The sequence below is a fragment of the Pseudomonas sp. Teo4 genome, assembly GCF_034387475.1.
Classification (GTDB): domain Bacteria; phylum Pseudomonadota; class Gammaproteobacteria; order Pseudomonadales; family Pseudomonadaceae; genus Aquipseudomonas.
This window is the reverse complement of sequence record NZ_JAXCIL010000001.1, coordinates 972102-998493: the sequence shown is the minus strand read 5'-3', so window position 1 is coordinate 998493 and position 26392 is coordinate 972102. Positions and strand designations below refer to the sequence as shown.

The window sequence follows — 26392 nt, the reverse complement described above, 5'->3', positions numbered from 1 at the left end:
CTACTCGATCAAGCCACTTCAGCCGTGGTCTCGAAGTCGAACACCAGTTCGCCATCGCGCAGGTCGATGTGCACCACACCGCCATGCTCGGCCAGCTCGCCAAACAGGATCTCCTCGGCCAACGGCCGCTTGATCTTGTCCTGGATAAGCCGCGCCATCGGCCGCGCACCCATCTGTACATCGTAACCACTGGCGGCCAGCCAGCCGCGAGCGGCATCGCTGACTTCCAACAGCACACGCTTGTCCTCCAGCTGCGCCTGCAGTTCGATGAGGAACTTGTCGACGATGCTCTTGATCGTCTCGTGGCTCAGGCGGCCAAACTGAATGATGGTGTCCAGGCGGTTGCGGAACTCCGGCGTGAAGCTCTTGCGGATGACTTCCATGGCGTCGGACGCGTGGTCCTGGTGCGTGAAACCGATCGAGGCCCGCGCGGCGGTTTCGGCGCCAGCGTTGGTGGTCATGATCAGGATCACGTTGCGGAAATCGGCCTTACGCCCGTTGTTATCGGTCAGCGTACCGTGGTCCATGACCTGCAGCAGCAGGTTGAAGACTTCCGGATGCGCTTTCTCGATTTCATCGAGCAACAGCACACAGTGCGGCTGCTTGGTAATCGCTTCGGTCAGCAACCCACCCTGGTCGAATCCGACATAGCCAGGTGGAGCACCGATCAGGCGCGACACAGTGTGGCGCTCCATGTACTCGGACATGTCGAAGCGCACCAGCTCCACACCCAGCGCCTTGGCCAACTGCCGAGCCGCTTCGGTCTTGCCTACACCGGTCGGGCCAGCGAACAGGAACGAACCCACGGGCTTGTCCGGCGCCTTGAGGCCAGCACGCGACAGTTTGATCGCCGTGGCCAACGAATCGATAGCCGCGTCCTGACCGAACACGGTCAGTTTCAGGTCTCGCTCAAGATTACGCAGCAGCTCTTTATCAGAGCTGGTGACGTGCTTCGGCGGAATCCGTGCAATCTTGGCAACGATATCCTCAACCTGCGGCACTTCAATGCGTTTGACACGGCTCGCCTCAGGCTGCAGGCGCTGATACGCACCCGCCTCGTCGATCACGTCGATGGCCTTGTCCGGCATGTGCCGGTCATTGATGTAGCGCGAGGCCAGTTCGGCGGCGGCGCGCAAGGCTTCGTCGCTGTACTCGATGTTGTGATGGCTTTCGAAGCGGCCTTTCAGACCCCGCAGAATGCCCACGGTATCTTCCACCGACGGCTCGGAGACATCGACCTTCTGGAAGCGCCGCGCCAAGGCACGGTCTTTCTCGAAGATGCCACGGAACTCCTGGAAGGTGGTCGAACCGATGCAGCGGATGTCGCCCGAAGACAACAGCGGCTTGAGCAGGTTCGAGGCATCCATCACACCACCCGACGCCGCACCGGCACCGATGATGGTATGGATCTCGTCGATGAACAGAATGGCCTGCGGACGCTTGCGCAACTCACCGAGCAGCGCCTTGAAGCGCTTTTCGAAATCGCCGCGGTATTTGGTACCGGCCAGCAGCGCGCCCAGGTCCAGGGAATACACCACACTTTGCGCCAACAGGTCTGGCACCTGGCCATCGACGATGCGCTTGGCCAGGCCTTCGGCGATGGCAGTCTTGCCAACACCGGCCTCACCCACCAGCAGCGGGTTGTTCTTGCGACGGCGAGCGAGGATCTGCGCAACGCGCTCGACCTCCTGCTCGCGCCCCACCAAGGGGTCGATACGCCCGGCACGGGCCAGTTCGTTCAGGTTGCTGGCGTAGGCATCCAGCGGGTTGCCCGAGGCCGACGTTTCGCCGCCCTCTTCGTCCTGCATTTCCTGATCGTTTTCAGGGTGCGAACCATGGCCCGGCACCTTGGAAATGCCGTGGGCGATGTAGTTGACCACATCGATACGGGCCACGCTCTGCTGTTTAAGCAGAAACACCGCCTGGCTTTCCTGTTCGCTGAAAATCGCCACCAGCACGTTGGCACCGGTCACTTCGCGCTTGCCGGAGCTTTGCACGTGGAACACCGCGCGCTGCAGCACGCGCTGGAAGCCCAGGGTTGGCTGAGTTTCACGGTCTTCATCGTTGACCGGAATCAGCGGTGTAGTGGAGTCGATGAACTCTTGCAGGTCGTGCTTGAGTTTGTCGAGATTCGCGCCACAGGCGCGCAGAACGGTCGCGGCAGCCTCATTGTCAAGGAGTGCAAGCAGCAGATGTTCGACGGTCATGAACTCATGACGTTTCGAACGAGCCTCCTTGAAGGCCAGATTGAGGGTGACTTCGAGCTCGCGGTTTAACATAGCTTCACCTCATACCCAAGTGGTCGGCGATTAACCGTCCTTCTCGATTTCACAGAGTAGCGGATGCTGGCTTTCCCTGGCGTATTGGTTGACCTGCATGGCCTTTGTTTCGGCGATGTCACGGGTAAACAATCCGCACACTGCCCGCCCTTCGGTATGGACGGTCAGCATGATCTTGGTCGCCAGCTCGCGGTTCAGATTGAAGAACGTTTCGAGCACTTCGACGACGAAATCCATCGGCGTGTAGTCATCGTTGAACAAAACCACCTTGTACATCGGTGGCGCCTGCAGGATCGGCTTGGCTTCCTGAACCGCAAGACCTGAGCCGTCGTCCTCGTTCGATTGTGGGCGATCCTGATTGAATGTTAGTCGAATCTCACTAGGTGCATGCATGGAAAGAATTTCATCATGATCGACAAGTTAAGGTTGTGGGTTGACCGCACAGGCCGCCATTGGCGCACGCGCCGGGTGACCTTGACTATCGGCAAAACGGTGTTACAACCAATAAGAACCCACCGTGGTCGATAAAGATCCGCGCAGTCAACCAGATTTTTCGCACGGTTCGTATGCGGATGAAGTGGATGATACTCCAGTGATGGAGTCCTTTGCAGAGGGACATAGGGATGGCAAGCGGTAAAGTCAAGTGGTTCAACAATGCCAAGGGCTACGGATTCATCAATGAGGAGGGCAAAACCGACGATCTCTTCGCCCACTTTTCGGCGATCCAGATGGACGGCTACAAAACGCTGAAGGCTGGCCAGGCCGTCACCTTCGAGATCGTCCAGGGCCCCAAGGGATTGCACGCGGTCAACATCAGCGGCGTCGGCGCCACCACTTCATCCGGAGCACAGCCCACGACCAACACTACCGTGAACGCCTGATATACCCTGCTCTGCCGGTATACGAATGAACCGGCCGCCTCTTTAACGGAGGCGGCCGGTTTTCGTTTACTTACAAATCCTGCGGCGCTTCTGTGGAAACGGGTTCACCCGCGAATACGTCGGTTAACTCACCGGCCTCATCGCCGGCAAGCCGGCTCCCACATGGACCGAGACACTCTCAAGATCATTGCAGTACCTGTGGGAGCCGGCTTGCCGGCGATGAGGCCGGTGAGACAGCCACTCCCACAGAGCCCGCGGCGCTAGCGCCGCTACATGTGCTTGATCATCTCATCACCAAAGCCCGAGCTGCTCACCAGCTTCGCGCCCTCCATCAAACGCTCGAAGTCATAGGTCACGGTCTTGGCCGCAATCGCGCCGTTGGTACCCTTGATGATCAGGTCGGCAGCCTCGGTCCAGCCCATGTGGCGCAGCATCATCTCGGCCGAGAGGATCACCGACCCCGGGTTGACCTTGTCCTGCCCGGCATACTTGGGCGCAGTGCCGTGGGTGGCCTCGAACATGGCCACGGTGTCGGACAGGTTGGCCCCTGGCGCGATGCCGATGCCGCCCACCTCGGCCGCCAGGGCGTCGGACAGGTAGTCACCATTGAGGTTGAGCGTAGCGATCACGTCGTACTCGGCCGGGCGCAACAGGATCTGCTGGAGCATGGCATCGGCGATGGCATCTTTGACGATCACTTCACGGCCAGTCTTGGGGTTCTTGAACTTCATCCACGGGCCGCCGTCGAGCAGCTCGGCACCGAACTCGTCCTTCGCCACCTCGTAGCCCCAGTCCTTGAAGGCCCCTTCGGTGAACTTCATGATGTTGCCCTTGTGCACCAACGTCAGCGAATCACGGTCGTTGTCCACCACATACTGCAGGGCCTTGCGCACCAGGCGCTTGGTGCCCTCCTTCGAGACCGGTTTAACGCCGATGCCGCAATCCTGGTCGAAACGGATCTTGGTGACGCCCATTTCCTCCTTGAGGAACTTGATCACCTTGTTGGCTTCGGGCGAACCAGCTTTCCATTCGATACCGGCATAAATGTCCTCGGAGTTCTCGCGGAAGATCACCATGTCGACATCGCCGGGCTTCTTGACCGGGCTGGGCACGCCCTGGAACCACAGTACCGGGCGCAGGCACACATACAGGTCCAGTTGCTGGCGCAAGGCCACGTTGAGTGAACGAATGCCACCGCCAACCGGTGTGGTCAGAGGGCCTTTGATCGACACCACGTAATCGCGCACCGCATCAAGCGTCTCTTGTGGCAGCCAGGTGTCCTGGTCGTAAACCTGGGTCGCCTTCTCACCGGCATACACCTCCATCCAGGCGATCTTGCGCTTGCCGCCGTAGGCTTTTTGCACGGCGGCGTCCACCACCTTGATCATCACCGGCGAGACATCCACGCCGATACCATCGCCTTCGATATAAGGAATGATGGGGTTGTCAGGAACGTTGAGCGAATGGTCGGCATTGACGGTGATCTTGGTGCCGTCGGTCGGAACCTTGATTTTCTGGTATCCCATGCTTGCACTACTCCGCTTTTCGGGTGTGATTGGACATCGTGCGATCCACTGAGCCTAAACCACATCTGCCGACCTGCAAGCTGGCCCTCTGCAAGCACCCAGCCCTGCGGCATCTCGCCACATTGCCCCTACGTCTTTGGTCTTATAAATGGCGCCGATGTCACTTCGCCTTGCTGAATAGCCCGATTGGTTTGATATACTGCGCCGCGACCGAAGGGTCATTCGGGGCGAACCCTTGGAAAATGCGGCTCGCCCTCGGCCTGGATTGGCCAGAAAGCCTGGGCTGTTACCGCAGCTCAGCACTTGACGCTCGACTGATGCATCCACCATCACCGCTCGCAGCCTCTCGACTTTCCGCTCATGGCGTTGCCAGGGCGATGCGCCTACCCTGCGCAACACGAGACTCGAGCACGCTCAGCACACAGAGAGTTAACCCGCATGCCCACCCGTTCCAAGATCATCTATACCTTCACCGACGAAGCTCCCGCCCTCGCCACCTATTCCCTGCTGCCGATCATCGAGGCGTTCACCGCTTCGGCTGACATCGCCGTCGAAACCCGCGACATCTCCCTGGCCGGCCGTATCCTCGCCGCCTTCCCGGAGCAACTGGGCGCCGAGAAGCAGGTAGGCGATCACCTGGCGGAGCTGGGCCAGCTGGCTACCACCCCTGAAGCCAACATCATCAAGCTGCCGAACATTTCCGCCTCGGTTCCTCAGCTGAAGGCCGCGATCAAGGAGCTGCAAGCCAAGGGCTTCAACATCCCTGACTACGCCGACGAGCCGGCCAGCGCCGAAGAAAAAGAATCCCGCGCCCGCTACGACCGCATCAAGGGTAGCGCCGTGAACCCGGTGCTGCGCGAAGGCAACTCCGACCGCCGCGCGCCGCTGTCGGTCAAGAACTACGCTCGCAAGCACCCGCACAAGATGGGCGCCTGGGCCGCCGACTCCCAGTCGCACGTTGCCCACATGACCCAAGGCGACTTCTACGGCAGCGAAAAAGCTGCCCTGATCGAGGCTGACGACAGCCTGCGCATCGAGCTGGTCGCCAAAGACGGCAGCACCACCGTGCTGAAAGAAAAGACCGCGGTCAAAGCCGCCGAAGTCATCGACTGCGCCACCATGAGCCGCAAGGCCCTGAAGGCCTTCATCGCCGAGCAGATCGCCGATGCCAAGGCTTCCGGCGTACTGCTGTCGGTCCACCTGAAAGCCACCATGATGAAGGTTTCCGACCCGATCATGTTCGGCGTCATCGTCGAAGAGTTCTACAACGACGTGCTGACCAAGCACGCCGCAGCCCTGGCTGAAGTCGGCTTCAACGCCAACAACGGCATCGGCGACCTGTACGCCCGCATCAAGGACCTGCCTGCCGACAAGCAGGCCGAAATCGAAGCCGACATCCAGGCCCTGTACGCCCAGCGTCCGGCCCTGGCCATGGTCAACTCCGACAAAGGCATCACCAACCTGCACGTACCGAGCGACGTCATCGTCGACGCTTCGATGCCGGCCATGATTCGTGACTCGGGCAAGATGTGGAACACCGCCGGTGAACTGCAAGATGCCAAGGCGATCATCCCGGATCGTTGCTACGCCGGTATCTACCAGGCCACCATCGAAGACTGCAAGGCCAACGGCGCCTTCGACCCGACCACCATGGGCAGCGTGCCGAACGTCGGCCTGATGGCGCAAAAGGCCGAAGAATACGGCTCCCACGACAAGACCTTCCAGATCAAGGCCGACGGCGTCGTGCGCGTGGTCGATGGCAAGGGCAAAGTCGTTCTGGAGCAGAACGTCGAAGCCGGTGACATCTTCCGCATGTGCCAGACCAAAGACGCCCCGATCCAGGACTGGGTCAAGCTGGCCGTCAACCGCGCCCGCCTGAGCAACACCCCTGCGGTGTTCTGGCTGGACCCGGCTCGCGCCCACGACGGCGTGATGATCGAGAAGGTGCAACAGTACCTGAAGGACCACGACACCACTGGCCTGGACATCCGTGTCCTGGCTCCGGTCGACGCCATCAAGTTCTCCCTGGCCCGCATCCGCGAAGGCAAGGACACCATTTCGGTCACCGGTAACGTGCTGCGCGACTACCTGACCGACCTGTTCCCGATCATGGAACTGGGCACCAGCGCCAAGATGCTGTCGATCGTACCGCTGATGAACGGCGGTGGCCTGTTCGAAACCGGCGCCGGCGGTTCGGCTCCGAAGCACGTTCAGCAGCTGGTCGAAGAGAACTTCCTGCGTTGGGACTCGCTGGGTGAATTCCTGGCCCTGGCCGCTTCCCTGGAGCACCTGGGCAACACCTACGACAACCCGCGCGCCAAAGTTCTGGCCAACACCCTGGACCAGGCGACCGGCAAGTTCCTGGACACCAACAAGTCGCCATCGCGCAAAGTCGGTGGTATCGACAACCGTGGCAGCCACTTCTACCTGACCATGTACTGGGCTGAAGCCCTGGCCGCTCAGACTGACGATACTGCGCTGCAAGCACGCTTCGCGCCACTGGCCAAGACCCTGACCGAGAACGAGGCGACCATCGTCGCCGAGCTCAACGCCGTTCAGGGCAAGCCGGCCGACATCGGTGGCTACTACGCCCCTGATGCCGAGCTGACCGCCAAGGTGATGCGCCCAAGCCAGACCCTGAACAGCGCCATTGCCGCACTGTAAGGTTCGCTTGAAGTAACAGCACAAACCCCGGCCACGCACCGGGGTTTGTGCTTTCTGGATAAGTGGATTGGCCCCTGTGGGAGCGGGTTTACCCGCGAATGCGGCGGTAATGCCAACATCGCATTCGCGGGTAAACCCGCTCCCACAGGGGCCTCATGGAGCCCAAGAAATGACCTGGCAACCCCACATCACCGTCGCCACCATCGTCGAACACGAAGGCAAATTCCTGTTCGTCGAAGAATTCAAAGCCGGCCAGCATGTCTTCAACCAGCCCGCCGGCCACCTGGAACCCAACGAAACCCTGCCCCAGGCCGCCCTGCGCGAAACCCTCGAAGAAACCGCCTGGGAAGTCGAGCTCACCGGCGTGGTCGGCATCTACCTCTACACCGCCCCAAGCAACGGCGTGACCTACCAGCGCATCTGCTTCGCCGCTCGCCCCGTGCGCCACCACGCCGACCTGGCGCTGGACAGCGACATCGTCCGCGCCGTATGGCTCACCCGCGAAGAACTGCTGGCCGACCCGACTCGCTGGCGCAGCGAACTGGTGCCACGCTGCATCGACGACTACCTGGCTGGCCCATTGCACAGCCTCGACCTGCTGCGTGACTGACGTACGTGCGCGGGTTTGATAGAATCGGCGCTTTTCCCCCTGAAACACATCGGTAGCCATGACCAGCCCAGCACTCAAAGACCCCGCCAAGACCCGCGTCATCGTCGGCATGTCCGGCGGCGTGGACTCTTCCGTCTCCGCCCTTCTGCTCATGGAGCAGGGCTATCAGGTGGAAGGTCTGTTCATGAAAAACTGGGAAGAAGACGACGGCACCGAATACTGCACCGCCCGCGAAGACCTGGCTGACGCCCAGGCGGTGTGCGACCGTATCGGCATCAAGCTGCACACCGCCAACTTCGCCGCCGAATACTGGGACAACGTGTTCGAGCATTTCCTCGAAGAGTACAAGGCCGGCCGCACGCCCAACCCGGACATCCTCTGCAACCGAGAAATCAAGTTCAAGGCGTTCCTCGACTACGCCCTATCCCTGGGCGCCGATCTGATCGCCACCGGCCACTACGTGCGCCGCCGCGACACCGGCGAGCTCACCGAGTTGCTCAAGGGGCTGGACCCGAACAAGGACCAGAGCTACTTCCTGCACGCCGTGGGCGGCAAGGAAATCGCCCGCACCCTGTTCCCGGTCGGCGAACTGGAAAAGCCCGAAGTGCGCGCAATTGCCGAGAAGCATGGCCTGGCCACGGCCAAGAAGAAGGATTCCACCGGCATCTGCTTCATTGGTGAGCGCCGTTTCAGCGACTTCCTCAAGCAGTACCTGCCGGCTCAGCCAGGCGATATCGAAACCACCGACGGTGAAGTGATCGGCCGCCACCACGGCCTGATGTACCACACCATCGGCCAGCGCCAGGGCCTGGGCATCGGTGGCCTGAAAGACGCCAGCGACGAGCCGTGGTACGTACTGCACAAGGACCTGACCCGCAACGTGCTGGTGGTCGGCCAGGGCAACGAACACCCTTGGCTGTTCTCCCGCGCCCTGCTGGCCTCGGAAATTTTCTGGGTCAACCCGATCGACCTCAGCAGCCCACGCAAGCTCACCGCCAAGGTGCGCTACCGCCAGAGCGACCAGCAATGCACCCTGGAGCTTACCGAAACCGGCTACCGCGCCGTGTTCGACGAGCCGCAACGCGCCGTCACGCCGGGCCAGTCGGTGGTGTTCTATGACGGCGAGGTCTGCCTGGGCGGTGGCGTGATCGAAACGGCCGAGCCGTGGAGCCCGCGCGCATGAGCAACCTGCAGGAGCAACTGATCGCCCTCGGCGGTGTGTTCCAGGCCGCCGTGCTGGTAGACCGCATCGCCCGCACCGGCCAGGCCAGCGAGGCCAACATCGGCTGCATGCTCGGCAGCCTGCTGGTACGCGACCCCAAGGACACCCTGGAAGTGTTCGGCGGCGACGACCTCAACCTGCGCGACGGCTACCGCGCCCTGGTCGGCGCCCTGGAGCGCGACCCCAGCAGCTTGCAGCGCGAGCCACTGCGCTATGCCCTGTCGATGCTGGGCCTGGAGCGCCAGCTGAACAAGCGTGGCGACCTGCTCGACACCATCGGTAACCGCTTGCCGCAGATCCAGTCGCAGGCTGAACATTTCGGCCTGGTTCATGAAAATGTCATCGCATCCAGCGGAGCCTTGTACCAGGACACCCTGAGCACCCTGCGTCAACGCATTCAAGTGCATGGCGACATGCGCTTCCTGCAGCAGGCCAGCAACGCCTCGAAGATCCGCGCCCTGCTGCTGGCCGGCATCCGTGCCGCGCGCCTGTGGCGCCAACTGGGCGGGCACCGCTGGCAGCTGGTGTTCAGCCGGCGCAAGTTGCTCAACGAACTGTACGACATGATGCGCACCTGATCCGACCCAAGGGCTGCTGCGCAGCCCATCGCAGGCTTCGCCAGCTCCCACAGAGCCAGCCCACACCGGTGGGAGCTGGCAAAGCCTGCGATGGGCGCGCAGCGCCCCTGAAATTAACGGCCCGACCTTTGGTCAGCCACCCGACTCGGGCGCAAAATTCATGTATGATATGCGCCCTTCCAAAAGCCTGACTGTCCGAGAACACCCCATGCAGCTCTCTTCGCTCACTGCGGTTTCCCCTGTAGACGGCCGTTACGCCGGCAAAACCCAGGCCCTGCGCCCTATTTTCAGCGAATACGGCCTGATCCGTTTCCGCGCCCTGGTCGAAGTCCGCTGGCTCCAGCGTCTGGCCGCCCACCCGCAGATCGGCGAAGTGCCGGCGTTCTCCGCCGAAGCCAACGCCCTGCTGGACACCCTGGCCACCGACTTCAAGCTCGAGCACGCTGAACGCGTCAAGGAAATCGAGCGCACCACCAACCACGACGTCAAGGCGATCGAATACCTCCTCAAGGAGCAGGCCGCCAAGCTGCCTGAGCTGGCCAAGGTCAGCGAGTTCATCCACTTCGCCTGCACCAGCGAGGACATCAACAACCTGTCCCACGCCCTGATGCTGCGCGCGGGTCGTGACGACGTGCTGCTGCCGCTGATGCGCCAGATCGCCAACGCCATCCGCGCCCTGGCCCACCAGCACGCCGACGTGCCGATGCTGTCGCGCACCCACGGTCAACCGGCTTCGCCGACCACCCTGGGCAAAGAGCTGGCCAACGTCGTGTACCGCCTGGAGCGTCAGATCGCCCAGGTTGCCGCCGTACCGCTGCTGGGCAAGATCAACGGCGCCGTGGGCAACTACAACGCCCACCTGTCGGCCTACTCGCAGATCGACTGGGAAGCCAACGCCCGCGCCTTCATCGAAGACGAGCTGGGCCTGGTGTTCAACCCGTACACCACCCAGATCGAGCCGCACGACTACATCGCCGAGCTGTTCGACGCCATCGCCCGCTTCAACACCATCCTCATCGACTTCGACCGCGACGTCTGGGGCTACATCTCCCTGGGCTACTTCAAGCAGAAGACCGTCGCAGGCGAAATCGGCTCGTCGACCATGCCGCACAAGGTCAACCCGATCGACTTCGAAAACTCCGAAGGCAACCTGGGTATCGCCAACGCGCTGTTCCAGCATCTGGCCAGCAAACTGCCGATCTCCCGCTGGCAGCGTGACCTGACCGACTCCACCGTGCTGCGCAACCTGGGCGTAGGCTTCGCCCACAGCGTCATCGCCTACGAGGCCAGCCTCAAAGGTATCGGCAAGCTGGAAGTCAACGAAGCCCGCATCGCCGCCGACCTGGACGCGTGCTGGGAAGTTCTGGCCGAGCCGATCCAGACCGTCATGCGTCGTTTCAACATCGAGAACCCCTACGAGAAGCTCAAAGAGCTCACCCGTGGCAAGGGCATCACCCCTGAAGCGCTGCTGACCTTCATCGACGGCCTGGACATGCCAGCCGACGCCAAGGCCGAGCTCAAGCTGCTGACCCCGGCTACCTACATCGGTAACGCGGCAGCCCAGGCAAAACGCATCTAAGCTGAGCGTCGCGTTCAACGCCCGGCTTAGCCGGGCGTTTTTATTCCCGGACGAAAATTACGTTTTTTCAATAGGTTGAACATGAATCCTGATACTCCACTGCAGCTGCTCGGCGGCATCTCGGCCCGCGAATTCATGCGCGACTACTGGCAGAAGAAGCCCCTGCTGGTGCGCCAGGCATTCCCGGACTTCGAAAGCCCGATCGACCCTGACGAGCTGGCTGGCCTGGCCCTGGAAGAGGAAGTCGAGTCGCGCATCGTCCTCGAGCACGGCGCACACCCGTGGGAACTGCGCCGCGGCCCGTTCGAGGAAGAAACCTTCGCCGAGCTGCCGGAGAAAGACTGGACCCTGCTGGTGCAGGCCGTCGACCAGTTCGTCCCGGAAGTCGCCGAATTGCTGGAGCACTTCCGCTTCCTGCCGAGCTGGCGTATCGATGACGTGATGATCAGCTTCGCCACCCCCGGTGGCAGCGTCGGCCCGCACTTCGACAACTACGACGTGTTCCTGCTGCAAGGCGTCGGCAAGCGCAACTGGAAAGTTGGCCAGATGTGCAACAGCGAAAGCCCCCTGCTGCCGCACGCTGACCTGCGCATCCTCGCCGAATTCGAACAAAGCGGCGAATGGACCCTGGAACCCGGCGACATGCTGTACCTGCCGCCGCGCCTGGCCCACTACGGCGTGGCCGTGGACGACTGCCTGACCTACTCGGTCGGCTTCCGCGCCCCGAGCGCCGCTGAAGTGCTGACCCACTTCACCGACTTCCTCGGCCAGTTCCTGCCCGACGAAGAGCGCTACAGCGACGCCGACGCCCAGCCAGCCAGCGACCCGCACCAGATCCAGCACGACGCCCTCGACCGCCTCAAAGCCCTGCTCGACAAGCACATGGGCGACAAGGACCTGCTGCTGACCTGGTTCGGCCAATTCATGACCGAGCCACGTTACCCGGAACAGGTGGTTGGCGAAGAGCTGTCTGAAGAAGAGCTGATCGAGGCACTGGAAGACGGCGCCATCCTGATCCGCAACCCGAGCGCGCGCATGGCCTGGTCCGAACTGGGCGACGACCTGATGCTGTTCGCCAGTGGCCGCAGCTGCCCGCTGCCGGCCAAACTGCGCGAGCTGCTGAAACTGGTCTGCGCCGCCGACGCGTTGCACATCGACAACCTTGGCGAGTGGCTACAGGACGAAGATGGCCTTATGCTTGTACAGCAGCTGGTCAAACAAGGAAGCCTGGGGTTTGCCAATGAATAAGATCAGCGTTCGACTGGCCGACTGGCACAAGGACAACGCCGATATCCGCCGCATTCGTGAGGCGGTGTTCGTCGCCGAACAGCACATTCCGCCAGAGTTGGAGTTCGATTCCGAGGACCAGGACGCTCTGCACTTCCTGGCTCTGGAAGGCGACTACCCGATCGGCACCGCCCGCCTGCTGCCCGATGGCACCATCGGGCGCATTTCGGTGCTCAAGGACTGGCGTGGACTGAAGGTCGGCGATGCCCTGATGAAGGCCGTTATCGTCGAGGCGCAGAACCGCGACCTCAAGCAACAGATGCTCAGTGCTCAGGTCCATGCCACGCCGTTCTACGAGCGTTTGGGCTTTCGCGTAGTCAGCGAGGAGTTCCTCGAGGCGGGTATTCCGCACGTGGACATGGTGCGCGATTCGCGCGCTTGATACCCGCACCGACCCCGTCGCCGGCAAGCCAGCTCCCACAGGACACGCAATACCTGTAGGAGCCGGCTTGCCGGCGATAGGGCCGGTACTGCCACATACATCCCTTGACAAAAAACCTGTACATCCATCCAGATAAAACTTGCCTCTGCGCCCCCGCTTGCGCATCCTAGTGCCCATCTTTCCCGATGAAGCGTTCCCGGCCATGCGCCTGTTCCTCTGTGAAAAACCCTCCCAGGCAAAAGACATCGCCAAGGTTCTCGGCGCCAATCGCAAGGGCGACGGCTGCTGGCAAGGCACCGATGTCTGTGTGACCTGGTGCATCGGCCACCTGCTGGAAACCGCACCACCCGACAGCTACGACGCACGTTACAAACGCTGGAACCTCGCCGACCTGCCAATCATTCCGGAAAAATGGAAAATGCTGGTCAAGCCCAAGACCGCCAGCCAGTTCAAGGCAGTCAAGCGCCTGCTGGGTGAAGCCCGGGAACTGGTGATCGCCACCGACGCCGACCGTGAAGGCGAGATGATCGCCCGCGAGCTGGTTGAGCATTGCCGTTACCGCGGCCCGATTCAACGCCTGTGGCTGTCGGCACTGGATGACGCATCGATCCGCAAGGCCCTGGCGCGTCTGCTGCCAGGCCAGGACACCTTCAGCCTTTATCACTCGGCATTGGGCCGTTCGCGGGCCGACTGGCTGATCGGCATGAACATGAGCCGGCTGTTCACCCTGCTCGGCCGCCAGTCCGGCTATCAAGGCGTCCTGCCGGTGGGCCGGGTACAAACCCCGACCTTGCGCCTGGTGGTTGACCGCGATCGCAGCATCGCCGATTTCGTGCCGGTGCCTTTCTGGGCTATCGACGTACAGCTCGAACACGCCGGGCAGCAGTTCAACGCCCAGTGGCGCGCCCCCGAAGACACCTGCGACGACCAGGGCCGTTGCCTGAACCAGGCACTGGCGCAGCAAGCTGCCGCAGACATGGGCAACGCCAGCACCGCGCAGGTGCTGAAGGTGGCGACCGAGCGCGTGCGCGAAGCCGCGCCCTTACCCTTCGACCTTGGCACCCTGCAGGAGCTGTGCTCGAAGAAGTTCGGTCTGGGCGCCCAGGAAACCCTCGACATCGCCCAGGCCCTGTACGAAACCCACAAGCTGATCACCTACCCACGCAGCGACTGTGGCTACCTGCCCTTGAGCCAGCACAGCGAAGCGCCGGCGATCCTCGCCGCGCTGCAACGCGCCGACGCCAGCCTCGCCCCCTTGCAGCCGTACCTTGAACCGCAGCGCCGCTCACGGGCCTGGAACGATGCCAAGGTCAGCGCCCACCACGGCATCATTCCTACCGCAGCCGCCAGCGACCCGTCACGCCTGCCGGCCAAGCACAAGGCCGTCTACACGCTCATTCGTGCCCGTTACCTGGCGCAATTCCTGCCCAACCACGAGTATGACCGCACCCAGGCCGAATTCGACTGCGCCGGGCATGCGCTGCGTGCAGTGGGCAAGCAGATCGTCGAACCCGGCTGGCGCCGCGCCCTGCCCGAAGCGCTGACCCCGAGCAAAGGCCGCGAGGCGCCACCGGCCCAGGTCCTGCCCGCCTTGCGTGACGGCCAGACGTGCAATGTGCTCGGCCTGCAACTGAAAGACCAATGGACCCAGCCCCCCAAACCGTTCACCGAAGGCGACCTGATCAAGGCCATGAAGAACGTCGCCAAGCTGGTGGACGACCCGAGGCTGAAACAAAAGCTCAAGGAAACCACCGGCATTGGCACCGAAGCGACACGCGCCAGCATCATCCAGGGCCTGCTTGACCGCGGTTATCTGGTGAAAAACGGCAAGGCCCTGTCCGCTACACCTGCTGCCTTCAGCCTGATCGACGCGGTGCCCCGCGCCATTGCCGACCCCGGCACCACCGCCATCTGGGAACAGGCGCTGGACATGGTGCAAAGCGGCGAAATGAGCCTGGAAGAGTTCGTTGCCCGGCAATCGGCCTGGATGGGCAAGCTGGTGCAACGTTGTAGTGGCATGCAGCTGACCATCAGCGGGCCAGCGGCCGGCAAGGCAGCGGCGCCATGGAAGAAGAAGCGCCGGAGCGGCGCCAAAGGCAAAACGGCGGCAACCAAGACGAAGCAGACAGGACGCAGGGCATCGACCTAGCCAACTTATGACTTGTTGCTTCCGGCCTCTTCGCGGGTAAACCCGCTCCCACAGTAGCTGTGCCAGATTCGCGTGCAGCGCAATTACTGTGGGAGCGGGTTCACCCGCGAAGAGGCCAGTACACACATTACATGCCCTGAAAGAAACCTGGCGCCATGAAAATCTCATGGTATATTTTCATGAAAATAAACATAACAAATTTCATGAGGCCCAGGCATGTTCAAGCAATCCACCCAGCATGTTGCCAGCTATTACGCCCGAACCTACCCCGCCGACATCCCCCTACGCCCCACTCTGCAAGGCCTGCACGACACCGATGTACTGATCGTCGGCGCCGGTTTCAGCGGCCTGCACACTGCCCTGCGCCTGGCCTTGGCCGGCAAGCGCGTGACCCTGCTGGAAGCCAGCCGCGTGGCCTGGGCGGCTTCCGGGCGCAATGGAGGCCAAGCATTGCTGGGCTGGTCATGCGACATGCCTCCTCTGGAAAAGTCCCTTGGCGTGGAACGCACACGTCGACTGTGGGACAGCATGTGCTGGGCGGCAGAAGAAATGCGCGAACTGCCGCTGCGCCATGGTTTCGACATTGACTACCGACCCGGCAGCCTGTGGACGGCGGTACTCCCTCGCCGCGTGCGGATGCTGGAGGAAGCCCTGCACGAGGCCGAGGTCAAATGGGGCTACGACAGCCTGCGCCTGATCGGTCGCGACGAATTGCCCCAGTGGATCGGCAGCCCGCGCTACCAGGCCGCGCTATATGACGCCAAAGGAGCCCACCTCAACCCGCTCAAACTGGCCCAGGGCCTGGCCAGCACCCTCGAGGCCGCTGGCGGGTGCATCTTCGAACAGAGCCAGGTGGTCGACTACCAGCAAACCGGCAATGGCTACCTCGTGCGCACCGACCGCGGCGAGGTGCGCAGCCAAGTGCTGGTGCTGGCCTGTAACGCCTACATCGACCGGCTCGACCGAACACTGTCGCGCCGACTGCTGCCGGTGGGTTCCTATCAGGTCGCTACTGCCCCGCTGGACCCCGCACTCGCCGCCTCGCTGCTCCCACGCAACAGCTGCGTGATCGACAACCAGTTCGTCCCCGACTATTTCCGCCTCACCCCCGACCACCGCCTGCTGTTCGGCGGCGGCTGCACCTACCTGGGCGGTATTCCCAAGGACGTGGCCAGCGCCACACGCCCTTATCTGGAGCGGGTCTTCCCGCAGCTGTCCGGCGTGGCCATCGACTATGCCTGGGGCGGCCATATCGACTGCAGCATGCGGCGCACCCCGGATGTCGGCCGGGATGGACAGCGTTACTGGCTGCAAGGGTTTTCCGGCCACGGCGTACTGCCGACACTGGCTGCGGCGCGGGCAGTCAGCGATGCCATCCTGGGTGACGACGAACTGCTCGCGCTTTACCAGGAAATCGACAACGGCCGCTTTCCCGGTGGCGACGCGCTGGCCGCGCCACTGGAGGCAGCCGCCAAGGCGTGGTACCGGCTGCGGGACAACTTCTGAAGCGAGGCACGCACATGAACATGCAAGATGAAATCGAAGGGCTGGCGATTCTGGTGCGCGACCTGCGCAAGCACCGTGGCCTGACCCTCGACGACCTGGCCGCCAAGGTCAACCGCTCGGTGGGCTTCCTGTCGCAGGTGGAACGCGGGCTTTCCCGTCCCTCCGTCGCCGACCTCACCGCCATCAGCGAAGCGCTGAAGGTACCCACTACCTACTTCTATAACGTCAGCAAACCCAAGGCACTCGACTGGGTCACCCGCCCGGACGAAAGACGCACGCTGTATTACGCTGGCGGCATCACCGACGTGCTGGTGTCGCCCAAACTCAACGGCGGCTTCTCGATGCTCGACAGCCACCTGGCGCCAGGCGCCAGCAGTGGCGAGGGGCACCTGAACGACAGTTCCGAACAAGGCGGCTTCGTCCTCGAGGGTGAGCTGACCTTATGGCTGGAGGGCCGCGACGAGGCCGTCACCCTCGGCCCCAACGACAGCTTCCAGCTGCCGCCGAACAGCCAGTTTCGCTACGCCAATCTGACCGACCAGACGACCCGGGTACTCTGGGTATTCCGATGACAACCGGCCCCTGCAGCTAATGCGGTGATCTTGAGGTCGTCGCTGCCCCTGTGGGAGCCGGCTTGCCGGCGATTGGCGCGCAAAAGCACCTGTCTTCTGCGTAATCTCTCCTATTCTCAATGGTTCATTCGACTCTGCCTCACCCCCCCAACAGAGGAGACACGACCATGAGCCACGTCACCACGAAAGATGGCGTTCAAATCTTCTACAAGGACTGGGGGCCGCGCGATGCGCCGGTCATCCACTTCCACCACGGCTGGCCCCTCAGTGCCGACGACTGGGATGCACAGATGCTGTTCTTCCTGTCCAAAGGCTTCCGTGTCGTCGCCCACGACCGCCGTGGTCATGGACGCTCCAGCCAGGTGTGGGACGGCCATGACATGGACCACTATGCCGATGACGTGGCTGCGGTGGTCCAGCACCTGGGCATCCAGGGCGCGGTGCATGTCGGCCACTCCACGGGGGGCGGCGAAGTGGTGCGCTACATGGCCCGACATCCCGGCGACAAGGTGGCCAAGGCGGTACTGATTGCCGCCGTGCCGCCGCTGATGGTGCAGACGCCCGCCAACCCCGGCGGCCTGCCCAAGTCGGTGTTCGATGGCTTCCAGGCGCAAGTTGCCAGCAATCGCGCGCAGTTCTATCGCGATGTGCCGACTGGGCCGTTCTATGGCTACAACCGACCCGGGGTCGAGGCCAGCGAGGGCATCATCGGTAACTGGTGGCGCCAGGGCATGATCGGCAGTGCCAAGGCGCATTACGACGGCATCGTGGCGTTTTCACAGACTGACTTCACTGAAGACCTCAAAGGCATCACGCAGCCGGTGCTGGTGATGCACGGCGATGACGACCAGATTGTGCCCTACGAAAACTCCGGGCCGTTGTCGGCCAAATTGCTGCCCAATGGCACGCTGAAGACCTACAAGGGGTATCCGCATGGCATGCCGACCACCCATGCCGATGTGATCAACGCGGATTTGCTGGCGTTCATCCAAAGCTGAGGGTTACCTGTACAGGCCTAATCGCTGGCAAGCCAGCTCCCACAGGTACGGCGGTGATCTCAAGGTCGTCGCGGTCCATGTGGGAGCTGGCTTGCCAGCGATTAGGCCGGTACTGGCAACCCATGGCTCTCAGGATTAACATGTCCGCCTTCCAGCGCGGCCAATTGCCGCGCCCCTGCCTCCCTGCCTGCCAGACACCAATGCCTTTCGAACTCACCGTAGAACCGCTCACCCTGCTGATCCTCGCCCTGGTCGCCTTCGTCGCCGGTTTCATCGACGCCATCGCTGGCGGCGGTGGCCTGCTGACCACGCCTGCCCTGCTCACCGCCGGCATGCCGCCGCACCTGGTGCTGGGCACCAACAAACTCAGCTCGACCTTCGGCGCCGCCACCGCAAGCATCACCTACTACCGGCGCAAACTGTTCCACCCCGCCCAATGGCGCCGGGCGCTGCTCGGTACCCTGGTGGGGGCACTGATCGGTGCCGTGGTCGCCCACTACATGCCCGCCGAATGGCTGAACAAGATGCTTCCGGTCATCGTCTTCGCCTGTGGCATCTACCTGCTGTTCGGCGGCACGCCCAAGGCGCCGCTGGACGCCGATGCGCCGATCAAGAAAAAGTGGCAGTTCCCACAGGGCTTCACCCTGGGCTTCTACGATGGTGTAGCCGGCCCCGGTACCGGTGCGTTCTGGACCGTCAGCACCTTGCTGCTCTACCCCATCGACCTGGTCCGGGCCAGCGGCGTGGCGCGCAGCATGAACTTCGTCAGCAACATTGCGGCGCTGACGGTGTTCATCATTTCCGGGCAGGTGGACTACATCGTCGGCCTGTGCATGGGTCTTTCGGTGATGGTCGGCGCCTTCTTCGGCGCACGCACGGCGATCAGCGGCGGCAGCAAGTTCATCCGCCCGGTGTTCATCACCGTGGTGCTGGCCTTGACCGTCCGCCTAGCGTGGCAGCACTGGTTCGGGCAGGCCTAAGCGGCGCGCCACATAAAGGTCGATCAGGTACCGGGCGATGGAACGCCCGGCCGGCAGCGGTGGCAGTTCATGCACGCTGAACCACTTGGCATCCTCGATCTCGTCCGGTTGCATGACGATCTCGCCACCGGCGTACTCGGCGTGGAAACCCAGCATCATCGAGTGCGGGAACGGCCAGCACTGGCTGCCGACGTACTGGATGTTCTTGACCTCCACCGCCACCTCCTCACGTACTTCGCGCACCAGGCAGTCCTCGGCCGACTCGCCAGGCTCGGCGAAGCCCGCCAAGGTGCTGTAGACACCGGTCACGAAGCGTGGCGAACGGGCCAGCAAAATCTCGTCGCCGCGGGTCACCAGCACGATCATGCTGGGTGAGATACGCGGGTAGCTGCGCAGGTCACAGGGCTGACAGTACATCGCCCGCTCCCAGCGGATTTGCGTCATCGGCTGACCGCAACTGCCGCAGAAGCGGTGCTCGCGCGCCCAGGTGCCGATCTGCGCGGCATAGCCAAGTACCTTGTAGGTGTCGAAATCGCCTTCAAGCATGAACGAACGCAGCCCGCGCCAGTTGCACCCCGGCACCTCGCTGGCACTGCGCAGCTCCAGCAGGAAAACCGGCTCGCCGTCGAAGTGGCCGATGCCATGCTCGCACAGCACGTCCAGGTCCTGACGCTTGAGCCAGTCACGGGGGAACAGCGCGCCGTTGGCATCCACCAGGAACCCGTCCGGGCTGCGGGCGACGGCCAGCCCCCCGGTGATTTGCGGGTCGAGTACTGCGGTAATCCAGCGAGCTGACATGTGGGGGTTCCTTGCAGCGCGTCCCCCGGACTGTCAGTCGGCGAACGTCGGTTTCTGTTTGCTCATGTGCGCCGCCACGGCCACGCGCAGGTCTTCGGACTGCAGCATGGCGGCGTTCCAGGTGGCGATGTATTCCAGGCCATCGTCGATACGATGGTCACGCATGTAGCTGAGCATCTCCTTCGTGCCGGCCACGGCGATCGGCGATTTTGCGGCAATCTCGCGGGCGATGGCAAAGACACCATCAAGTAGCGCGGCCTGATCATCATAGACCCGGTTGACCAGGCCGATGCGCAGCGCCTCGTCGGCTTCGACCGTGCGACCGGTGAAGGCCAGCTCGCGCATCATGCCGTCACCGATGATACGTGGCAAACGTTGCAAGGTGCCGACGTCTGCCGCCATGCCCATGTCGATTTCCTTGATCGAGAACTGCGCATCCTGGCTGCAGTAGCGCATGTCGCAGGCCGACACCAGGTCGATGGCGCCGCCGATGCAGTACCCCTGGATCGCCGCCAGCACCGGCTTGCGGCAGTTGTCCACGGCATTGAACGACGCCTGCAGGCGCAGGATGGTGCGCCGCAGCAAACGGGCGTTGCGCCCCACATCCTTGCCCATCTGCCCGGCCAGCGAGGCCAGCATCATCAGGTCGATACCGGAAGAAAAATGTTTGCCCGCGCCGCTGATCACAACTGCACGCACCGCATCGGTGTCGTCGATCCACTGGAAGATGTCGACGATCTCCTCCCAGAAGGCAGCATTCATCGCATTGATCTTCTCCGGGCGATTGATCTGCACATGGGCGATGTTATCGGTCAGTTCGACCTTGAACGCGCTGTACTCGGTCACGGGCGGTACTCCTCAGGGGAAAAGGTTCACAGCGCAGGATGTTAACCCAGCCCCATGGCCGCGCTTGTGCCAAAAACGGGACTGCATGCCTTGCCTAACGCCAAGCGATGCGGCACCGTGCGCCATCGCTGAATCATAAGGAAACATTTTCATGTCCCGCTCCCTGACCGGTGCGCTGGCCCAGAGCTTCCTGGGCCAGTCGCCGCGCTGGTACAAGGCCGTCATCTGCCTGTTCCTGGTGCTGAACCCGTTGCTGCTGTTCACCGCAGGCCCCGTGGCCGCCGGCTGGCTGCTGGTGATCGAGTTCATCTTCACCCTGGGCATGGCGCTCAAGTGCTACCCATTGATGCCCGGCGGCCTGCTGCTGATCGAAGCATTGCTGGTGGGAATGACCACGCCTCAAGCGCTGTACGAAGAGTTGCAGCACAACTTCCCGGTGATCCTGCTGCTGATGTTCATGGTGGCTGGCATTCACTTCATGAAAGAGTTGCTGCTGTTCCTGTTCTCGCGAATTCTGCTGGGCGTGCGCTCCAAAGCCATCCTGGCCCTGCTGTTCTGTGTGTTGTCGGCGTTCCTGTCGGCCTTCCTCGATGCCCTGACGGTGACGGCGGTGATCATCAGCGCCGCCGTGGGCTTCTATGCGGTGTATCACCGCGTGGCCTCGGGCGCCAACCCGCGCGAGGACAGCGCGCTGGACAGTGACCATGGCGTCGCCCAGCTGCACCGCGAAGACCTCGACCAGTTCCGCGCCTTCCTGCGCAGCCTGCTGATGCACGGCGCGGTCGGCACGGCCCTGGGCGGCGTATGCACGCTGGTGGGCGAGCCGCAGAACCTACTGATCGGCCATGAGATGGGTTGGCACTTCGCCGACTTCTTCTTCAACGTCGCGCCAGTTTCGCTGCCCGTGCTGGGCGCGGGCCTGGTCACCTGCGTGCTGCTGGAAAAACTGCGTCTGTTCGGTTACGGCGTGTTGATGCCAGAACCCGTGCGCCAGGTGCTGGCCGCCTATGCCGCCGAAGACGATGCCGCCCGCACCCCGGCGCAACGCCTTGCGTTACTGGTGCAGGGCCTGGCCGCAATGATCCTGATCGTCAGCCTGGGCCTGCATATTGCCGAGGTCGGCCTGATCGGCCTGATGGTCATCGTGCTGATCACCGCCTTCACCGGCATCACCGACGAGCATCGCCTGGGCCGCGCGTTCCAGGACGCGATGCCGTTCACCGCCCTGCTGGTGGTGTTTTTCGCCGTGGTGGCGGTCATCCATGACCAACAGCTGTTCAGCCCTCTGATCGCCTGGGTGCTGGCGCTGCCAGCCGAGCAGCAGCCGGGCATGCTGTACCTGGCCAACGGCCTGCTCTCGGCGATCAGCGACAACGTGTTCGTCGCCACCATCTACATCACCGAGGTGAAGCAAGCCTTCATCAACGGTGCCATGAGCCGCGAGCATTTCGAAACCCTGGCGGTGGCGATCAACACCGGCACCAACCTGCCCAGCGTGGCCACGCCCAATGGGCAGGCAGCGTTCCTGTTCCTGCTGACCTCGGCGATTGCGCCGCTGATCCGGTTGTCGTACGGGCGCATGGTGTGGATGGCGTTGCCATACACAGTGGTGATGGGTGGGCTTGGATGGTGGGCGGTGACCTACTGGTTGTGATGTGCCTGTAAGGGCCTCATCGCCGGCAAGCCGGCGATGAGGCCGGTACAGGCAAAACAACATCCTCCTCTGTCGAAACCGCGCGTCGCCGTTCGACTATGGTCATCAACAAAGCCATAGCAGGAGGACACCCATGCGCAAGCTCATCGTTGCCGCCTTCATCAGCCTCGACGGCGTCATGCAAGCCCCCGGCGGCCCCCAGGAGGACACCAGCGGGGGCTTCAGCTTCGGCGGCTGGATCGTGCCCTACGCCGATGAAGTCTTCGGCCAGGCCATGCAGACGCTGTTCAGCCAGCCCTTCGAATTGCTGCTGGGCCGCCGCACCTACGACATCTTTGCCAGCTACTGGCCAAAGATCAAAGGCGATTCGCAGGACTTCTCCATTGCCAACCTGTTCAACAGCGTGCCCAAGCACGTCGCCACCCATGCCCCAGACACCCTCGACTGGCACAACAGCCATGCCCTTGGCCGCGATGTGTGTGCGGCGGTCGCCACGCTCAAGCAACAGGACGGCGCTGCCTTGCTGACTCAGGGCAGTGCCGAGCTGGTTCAGCAACTGCTGGCGGCCGACCTGGTGGACGAACTGCAATTGTTGATCCACCCACTGTTGCTGGGCCACGGCAAGCGCCTGTTCGGTGACGACGCGGCGCCAGCGGCCTTCAGCTTGCAGCATTCGGTGGTCTCGCCCAAAGGCGTGGTGATTGCCCGCTACGTGCGTGCCGGGGACGTGCGTACAGGCTCGTTCGATACACCTGCGTGATCCCGCACAACTTTTGCCCAGCGTAAGTATCGAAAGACAGGTGAGCCCCGCCTACGTGAAATGGAGACTACCCATGGCATTGCGCACGTCCCTGCTGTTTTCCTGTCTTTCCCTGTCGCTGGCCCTGACCGGCTGCGCAGGCTCCAGCGACGAACACCGCCCGCCGCCCAGCACCCAGCAGGTCGACCTGCAACGTTATCAGGGCACCTGGTACGAACTGGCGCGCCTGCCGATGTTCTTCCAGCGCAACTGCGTGCAATCCGAAGCGCACTACGGCCTGCGCGAAGACGGCCGAATCGACGTGACCAACCGCTGCAAGGAAAAGGACGGCCAGTGGAACGAAGCCAAAGGCATTGCCCAGGCGCAGCAACCCGGTAGTACAGACAAGCTGTGGGTGAGCTTCGATAACTGGTTCAGCCGCCTGGCACCGGGGCTGACCAAGGGTGACTACTGGGTGCTGTACCACGACCAGGATTATCGCGTTGCCTTGGTGGGGCACCCGAACCGCGAGTATCTGTGGCTGCTGTCACGCACGCCCGCGGTCACCGACCAGACCCGCGAACAGCTGCTGGCGATCGCCCGCAAGCAAGGCTATGACACCAGCAAGCTGATTTGGCGGCAGGACACATCGACGCCCTGACCGCGTCGGGCTAAGGTGTAGGCCCGCAACATCTGGAGCCATCCATTGGACCTGCTGTTTCTGGGCACCTGTGCTGGCGTGCCCACCAAAACCCGCAATGTCAGCGCCACCGCCGTCATCGAAGCCAGTGGCAGCCACTGGTACCTGATCGACTGTGGCGAGGGCACCCAGCACCAGCTGCTGCACACGCCGCTGTCGATCCGCGACCTGCGTGGCATCTTCATCACCCATGTGCACGGTGACCACTGTTTCGGCCTGCCCGGCTTGCTGGCCAGCGCCGGAATGAGTGGGCGCACCGAGCCTCTGGACTTGATCCTGCCCAGCGCACTGCATGACTGGCTACGTCTGAGCCTGGCAGCCAGTGACACCTACCTGCCGTTCGAACTGCGTCTTCTGGCAGTCGAGAGCCTGGTGGACTGGCGCAGCGAAACCGTTCGGGTGAATACCGTGCAACTGTCGCATCGCGTGCCGAGCGTGGGCTTCGTGTTTACCGAGCTGAACCCTGAGCCACGGCTGGATGTGCAGCGCCTGGATGCTGAAGGCATTCCCCGTGGCCCACTGTGGGGCGATCTGGCCAAGGGCTTGGCAGTAGAACACGCCGGGCGAGTGCTGCGCGGGCAGGATTACCTGCGCGCTTCCCGGCCACCGCGAAAGCTGATCGTGTGCGGCGACAACGACAACCCCGAACTGTTGGCCGAGGTGGCCCGGGACGCGGATGTACTGGTGCACGAAGCCACCTTCACCGAAGCGGTCATCGAGCGTACCGGGGCAACGTTCGGCCACAGCACTGCGGCAGCGGTCGCGCGCTTTGCCGAAATGGCTGGCGTGCGTAACCTGGTGCTGACCCACTTCAGCGCCCGCTACCAGGCCAACCCCCAGCGCAGCCCGTGCATCGACGATGTGCGTGAGGAAGCGCAGGCGCACTACAGTGGCAACCTGACCCTCGCGCGGGATTTGCAGCGCTACCACATCGGGCGCGATGGCTGCCTGGTGGCCGTTTGACACAACAGGTTCGCAGGCTACAGGTCCGATTGTACCGGTCTCATCGCCGGCAAGCCGGCTCCCACATGGACCGCGACGACCTTGAGATCACCGCATTGCCTGTGGGAGCAACTGTCTTGCTCAGTTCCTAACTAAGCTGCGCGATCCCTGTGGGAGCCGGCTTGCCGGCGATGAGGCCAGCACAGTCACTACGCCGCCAACCTCCCGCTGGCGATCGCCTCCGACGCCGCCAGCATCGCCCGCAACAGCACCGCACACCCGGCCGCCAGGTCTTCTGGCGTGGCGTTTTCGATTTCGTTATGGCTGATGCCGTTTTCGCAGGGCACGAAGATCATCCCCGCCGGCCCCAGTTCGGCGAGGAAGATCGCGTCATGCCCGGCACCACTGACGATGTCCATGTGCGACAAGCCCAAGGCACCCGCCGACGCACGCACGGCATCGACACAGGTGCGGTCGAAGTACAGCGCCGGGAAGTCTGCGGTGGGGATCAGTTCATGGCTCAAGCCATGCTTGGCGCAGGTGGCCTCGATCACCGCACGGACTTCAGCGATCATCGAATCCAGCCGCTCGCCTTCCAGATGACGGAAGTCCAGGGTCATGCGCACTTCGCCGGGAATGACGTTGCGCGACCCTGGGTACGCCTGCAGGCAACCCACCGTACCGCAGGCATGCGGCTGGTGCCCAAGCGCGGCACGGTTGACCGCCTCGACCACGGCGGCGGCGCCCACCAGGGCATCCTTGCGCAGGTGCATGGGCGTAGGGCCGGCATGAGCCTCGACGCCACGCAGCGTCAGGTCGAACCACTTCTGCCCAAGCGCACCGAGCACCACGCCGATGGTCTTGGCCTGGTCTTCCAGAATCGGCCCCTGCTCGATGTGCGCTTCAAAGTAGGCGCCGACCGGGTGCCCCAGCACGGCGCGATCACCGGCGTAGCCGATGCCGTTCAACGCCTCACCGACACTCACCCCCTGGGCATCGCGCTTGGCCAGGGTTTCCTCCAGGGTGAATTTGCCGGCGAACACCCCGGACCCCATCATGCAAGGCGCGAAGCGCGAACCCTCTTCGTTGGTCCACACCACCACTTCCAGAGGCGCCTCGGTTTCCACGCCCAGGTCATTGAGGGTGCGGATCACCTCCAGCCCGGCCATCACCCCGAAGCACCCATCGAACTTGCCGCCGGTAGGCTGGGTGTCGATATGGCTGCCGGTCATCACCGGGGGTAGCTTGGCGTTACGCCCCGGCCTGCGGGCGAAGATGTTGCCGACTGCATCGATGCTCACGCTGCAACCCGCGTCTTCGCACCATTGCACGAACAGGTCACGGGCCTGGCGGTCGAGGTCGGTCAGGGCCAGGCGGCAGACGCCGCCCTTGGCGGTGGCACCGAGGCGCGCGAGGTCCATCAGCGATTGCCAAAGGCGTGCGCTGTTGACGTGGCGTTCGGACGGTTTCAAGACGAAGCTCATGGGGTTGTCTCCTCAG

General features: G+C 63.0%; 23 protein-coding genes. 17 read left to right on the top strand and 6 right to left on the bottom strand.

The annotated features are described in order from the left end of the window. Window positions 1–8 precede the first annotated feature (8 nt). On the bottom strand, window positions 9–2279 hold the full coding sequence (gene clpA / locus PspTeo4_RS04785; protein ID WP_322362594.1) for an ATP-dependent Clp protease ATP-binding subunit ClpA: 2271 nt from the start codon (window positions 2277–2279) through the stop codon (window positions 9–11). 30 nt (window positions 2280–2309) lie between these two features. Beyond that, window positions 2310–2672, bottom strand: coding sequence for an ATP-dependent Clp protease adapter ClpS (clpS, locus tag PspTeo4_RS04780; protein WP_013973290.1), 363 nt, complete (start codon window positions 2670–2672; stop codon window positions 2310–2312). A gap of 230 nt (window positions 2673–2902) precedes the next feature. Between clpS and cspD the strand changes: the two genes are divergently transcribed. Beyond that, the gene (gene cspD, locus PspTeo4_RS04775) at window positions 2903–3160 is read left to right on the top strand and encodes a cold shock domain-containing protein CspD (protein WP_322362593.1); all 258 of its coding nucleotides are present in this window, start codon (window positions 2903–2905) and stop codon (window positions 3158–3160) included. A 269-nt stretch (window positions 3161–3429) separates the two neighbouring features. Here cspD and icd read toward each other — a convergent pair whose 3' ends face one another. Continuing rightward, window positions 3430–4686: an NADP-dependent isocitrate dehydrogenase gene (gene icd / locus PspTeo4_RS04770; protein ID WP_322362592.1), complete on the bottom strand. Its 1257-nt coding sequence runs from the start codon at window positions 4684–4686 to the stop codon at window positions 3430–3432. Window positions 4687–5124: 438 nt separating this feature from the next. Between icd and PspTeo4_RS04765 the strand changes: the two genes are divergently transcribed. The 12 genes from PspTeo4_RS04765 (at window position 5125) to PspTeo4_RS04710 (ending at window position 19213) form a co-directional block, all read left to right on the top strand. Then, window positions 5125–7350 carry an NADP-dependent isocitrate dehydrogenase gene (locus tag PspTeo4_RS04765; RefSeq protein WP_322362591.1) on the top strand — a complete coding sequence of 742 codons (2226 nt, stop codon included), beginning with the start codon at window positions 5125–5127 and terminating at the stop codon, window positions 7348–7350. A gap of 169 nt (window positions 7351–7519) precedes the next feature. Beyond that, window positions 7520–7960: an NUDIX hydrolase gene (locus tag PspTeo4_RS04760; protein WP_322362590.1), complete on the top strand. Its 441-nt coding sequence runs from the start codon at window positions 7520–7522 to the stop codon at window positions 7958–7960. A gap of 58 nt (window positions 7961–8018) precedes the next feature. Beyond that, window positions 8019–9143, top strand: a complete 1125-nt coding sequence (gene mnmA, locus PspTeo4_RS04755) for a tRNA 2-thiouridine(34) synthase MnmA (protein WP_322362589.1) — start codon at window positions 8019–8021, stop codon at window positions 9141–9143. Continuing rightward, window positions 9140–9760: a high frequency lysogenization protein HflD gene (hflD, locus tag PspTeo4_RS04750; protein ID WP_322362588.1), complete on the top strand. Its 621-nt coding sequence runs from the start codon at window positions 9140–9142 to the stop codon at window positions 9758–9760. The genes mnmA and hflD overlap by 4 nt, the downstream gene beginning before the upstream one ends. 208 nt (window positions 9761–9968) lie before the next feature. After that, window positions 9969–11339 (top strand): adenylosuccinate lyase, encoded by a 1371-nt coding sequence (gene purB, locus PspTeo4_RS04745; RefSeq protein ID WP_322362587.1) that lies wholly within the window; start codon window positions 9969–9971, stop codon window positions 11337–11339. Window positions 11340–11420: 81 nt separating this feature from the next. After that, the gene (locus tag PspTeo4_RS04740) at window positions 11421–12587 is read left to right on the top strand and encodes a cupin domain-containing protein (protein ID WP_322362586.1); all 1167 of its coding nucleotides are present in this window, start codon (window positions 11421–11423) and stop codon (window positions 12585–12587) included. Next, window positions 12580–13008 carry a GNAT family N-acetyltransferase gene (locus PspTeo4_RS04735; RefSeq protein WP_322362585.1) on the top strand — a complete coding sequence of 143 codons (429 nt, stop codon included), beginning with the start codon at window positions 12580–12582 and terminating at the stop codon, window positions 13006–13008. Before PspTeo4_RS04740 ends, PspTeo4_RS04735 begins: the two co-directional genes overlap by 8 nt. 202 nt (window positions 13009–13210) lie before the next feature. Further along, on the top strand, window positions 13211–15157 hold the full coding sequence (locus PspTeo4_RS04730; RefSeq protein ID WP_322364796.1) for a DNA topoisomerase III: 1947 nt from the start codon (window positions 13211–13213) through the stop codon (window positions 15155–15157). Between the two features lie 216 nt (window positions 15158–15373). Further along, window positions 15374–16663, top strand: a complete 1290-nt coding sequence (locus PspTeo4_RS04725; RefSeq protein WP_322362584.1) for an FAD-binding oxidoreductase — start codon at window positions 15374–15376, stop codon at window positions 16661–16663. Between the two features lie 14 nt (window positions 16664–16677). After that, on the top strand, window positions 16678–17235 hold the full coding sequence (locus PspTeo4_RS04720; RefSeq protein WP_322362583.1) for an XRE family transcriptional regulator: 558 nt from the start codon (window positions 16678–16680) through the stop codon (window positions 17233–17235). A gap of 167 nt (window positions 17236–17402) precedes the next feature. Then, complete coding sequence (locus tag PspTeo4_RS04715) at window positions 17403–18233, top strand: alpha/beta hydrolase (RefSeq protein WP_322362582.1); 831 nt, start codon at window positions 17403–17405, stop codon at window positions 18231–18233. 200 nt (window positions 18234–18433) lie between these two features. Continuing rightward, window positions 18434–19213, top strand: coding sequence for a TSUP family transporter (locus PspTeo4_RS04710; RefSeq protein ID WP_322362581.1), 780 nt, complete (start codon window positions 18434–18436; stop codon window positions 19211–19213). Here PspTeo4_RS04710 and nudC read toward each other — a convergent pair. Both nudC and PspTeo4_RS04700 read right to left on the bottom strand, forming a co-directional pair. Then, a complete protein-coding gene (nudC, locus tag PspTeo4_RS04705) occupies window positions 19181–20011 on the bottom strand; it encodes an NAD(+) diphosphatase (RefSeq protein ID WP_322362580.1) in 831 nt (276 codons plus the stop codon). The two genes, PspTeo4_RS04710 and nudC, sit on opposite strands and share 33 nt — an antisense overlap. Window positions 20012–20044: 33 nt before the next feature. After that, the gene (locus PspTeo4_RS04700) at window positions 20045–20857 is read right to left on the bottom strand and encodes a crotonase/enoyl-CoA hydratase family protein (RefSeq protein WP_322362579.1); all 813 of its coding nucleotides are present in this window, start codon (window positions 20855–20857) and stop codon (window positions 20045–20047) included. 151 nt (window positions 20858–21008) lie between these two features. On the opposite strand from PspTeo4_RS04700, the gene nhaB reads away from it, so the two are divergent. The 4 genes from nhaB to PspTeo4_RS04680 all read left to right on the top strand — a co-directional run bounded on the left by nhaB (window position 21009) and on the right by PspTeo4_RS04680 (window position 24913). Continuing rightward, a complete protein-coding gene (gene nhaB / locus PspTeo4_RS04695) occupies window positions 21009–22511 on the top strand; it encodes a sodium/proton antiporter NhaB (RefSeq protein ID WP_322362578.1) in 1503 nt (500 codons plus the stop codon). Between the two features lie 133 nt (window positions 22512–22644). Beyond that, entirely contained in the window at window positions 22645–23271 is a 627-nt protein-coding gene (locus tag PspTeo4_RS04690; RefSeq protein ID WP_322362577.1) for a dihydrofolate reductase family protein, read from the top strand. Between the two features lie 73 nt (window positions 23272–23344). Further along, window positions 23345–23911 carry a lipocalin family protein gene (locus tag PspTeo4_RS04685; RefSeq protein WP_322362576.1) on the top strand — a complete coding sequence of 189 codons (567 nt, stop codon included), beginning with the start codon at window positions 23345–23347 and terminating at the stop codon, window positions 23909–23911. Between the two features lie 45 nt (window positions 23912–23956). Then, on the top strand, window positions 23957–24913 hold the full coding sequence (locus PspTeo4_RS04680; RefSeq protein WP_322362575.1) for a ribonuclease Z: 957 nt from the start codon (window positions 23957–23959) through the stop codon (window positions 24911–24913). A 188-nt stretch (window positions 24914–25101) separates the two neighbouring features. On the opposite strand, the gene PspTeo4_RS04675 is transcribed toward PspTeo4_RS04680, so the two are convergent. After that, entirely contained in the window at window positions 25102–26376 is a 1275-nt protein-coding gene (locus tag PspTeo4_RS04675) for a Zn-dependent hydrolase (protein ID WP_322362574.1), read from the bottom strand. Between the last annotated feature and the right edge of the window lie 16 nt (window positions 26377–26392).

Excerpts from the sequence above, each read along its gene's own strand:
- PspTeo4_RS04730 (WP_322364796.1), top strand. The coding sequence starts at position 13,211 with ATGCGCCTGTTCCTCTGTGAAAAACCCTCCCAGGCAAAAGACATCGCC.
- PspTeo4_RS04710 (WP_322362581.1), top strand. The coding sequence starts at position 18,434 with ATGCCTTTCGAACTCACCGTAGAACCGCTCACCCTGCTGATCCTCGCC.
- PspTeo4_RS04685 (WP_322362576.1), top strand. The coding sequence starts at position 23,345 with ATGGCATTGCGCACGTCCCTGCTGTTTTCCTGTCTTTCCCTGTCGCTG.
- icd (WP_322362592.1), bottom strand. The coding sequence starts at position 4,686 with ATGGGATACCAGAAAATCAAGGTTCCGACCGACGGCACCAAGATCACC.
- PspTeo4_RS04675 (WP_322362574.1), bottom strand. The coding sequence starts at position 26,376 with ATGAGCTTCGTCTTGAAACCGTCCGAACGCCACGTCAACAGCGCACGC.
- clpA (WP_322362594.1), bottom strand. The coding sequence starts at position 2,279 with ATGTTAAACCGCGAGCTCGAAGTCACCCTCAATCTGGCCTTCAAGGAG.
- PspTeo4_RS04690 (WP_322362577.1), top strand. The coding sequence starts at position 22,645 with ATGCGCAAGCTCATCGTTGCCGCCTTCATCAGCCTCGACGGCGTCATG.
- PspTeo4_RS04725 (WP_322362584.1), top strand. The coding sequence starts at position 15,374 with ATGTTCAAGCAATCCACCCAGCATGTTGCCAGCTATTACGCCCGAACC.
- PspTeo4_RS04715 (WP_322362582.1), top strand. The coding sequence starts at position 17,403 with ATGAGCCACGTCACCACGAAAGATGGCGTTCAAATCTTCTACAAGGAC.
- clpS (WP_013973290.1), bottom strand. The coding sequence starts at position 2,672 with ATGCATGCACCTAGTGAGATTCGACTAACATTCAATCAGGATCGCCCA.
- nhaB (WP_322362578.1), top strand. The coding sequence starts at position 21,009 with ATGTCCCGCTCCCTGACCGGTGCGCTGGCCCAGAGCTTCCTGGGCCAG.
- PspTeo4_RS04735 (WP_322362585.1), top strand. The coding sequence starts at position 12,580 with ATGAATAAGATCAGCGTTCGACTGGCCGACTGGCACAAGGACAACGCC.
- cspD (WP_322362593.1), top strand. The coding sequence starts at position 2,903 with ATGGCAAGCGGTAAAGTCAAGTGGTTCAACAATGCCAAGGGCTACGGA.
- purB (WP_322362587.1), top strand. The coding sequence starts at position 9,969 with ATGCAGCTCTCTTCGCTCACTGCGGTTTCCCCTGTAGACGGCCGTTAC.
- PspTeo4_RS04765 (WP_322362591.1), top strand. The coding sequence starts at position 5,125 with ATGCCCACCCGTTCCAAGATCATCTATACCTTCACCGACGAAGCTCCC.
- PspTeo4_RS04760 (WP_322362590.1), top strand. The coding sequence starts at position 7,520 with ATGACCTGGCAACCCCACATCACCGTCGCCACCATCGTCGAACACGAA.
- PspTeo4_RS04720 (WP_322362583.1), top strand. The coding sequence starts at position 16,678 with ATGAACATGCAAGATGAAATCGAAGGGCTGGCGATTCTGGTGCGCGAC.
- nudC (WP_322362580.1), bottom strand. The coding sequence starts at position 20,011 with ATGTCAGCTCGCTGGATTACCGCAGTACTCGACCCGCAAATCACCGGG.
- mnmA (WP_322362589.1), top strand. The coding sequence starts at position 8,019 with ATGACCAGCCCAGCACTCAAAGACCCCGCCAAGACCCGCGTCATCGTC.
- PspTeo4_RS04740 (WP_322362586.1), top strand. The coding sequence starts at position 11,421 with ATGAATCCTGATACTCCACTGCAGCTGCTCGGCGGCATCTCGGCCCGC.
- hflD (WP_322362588.1), top strand. The coding sequence starts at position 9,140 with ATGAGCAACCTGCAGGAGCAACTGATCGCCCTCGGCGGTGTGTTCCAG.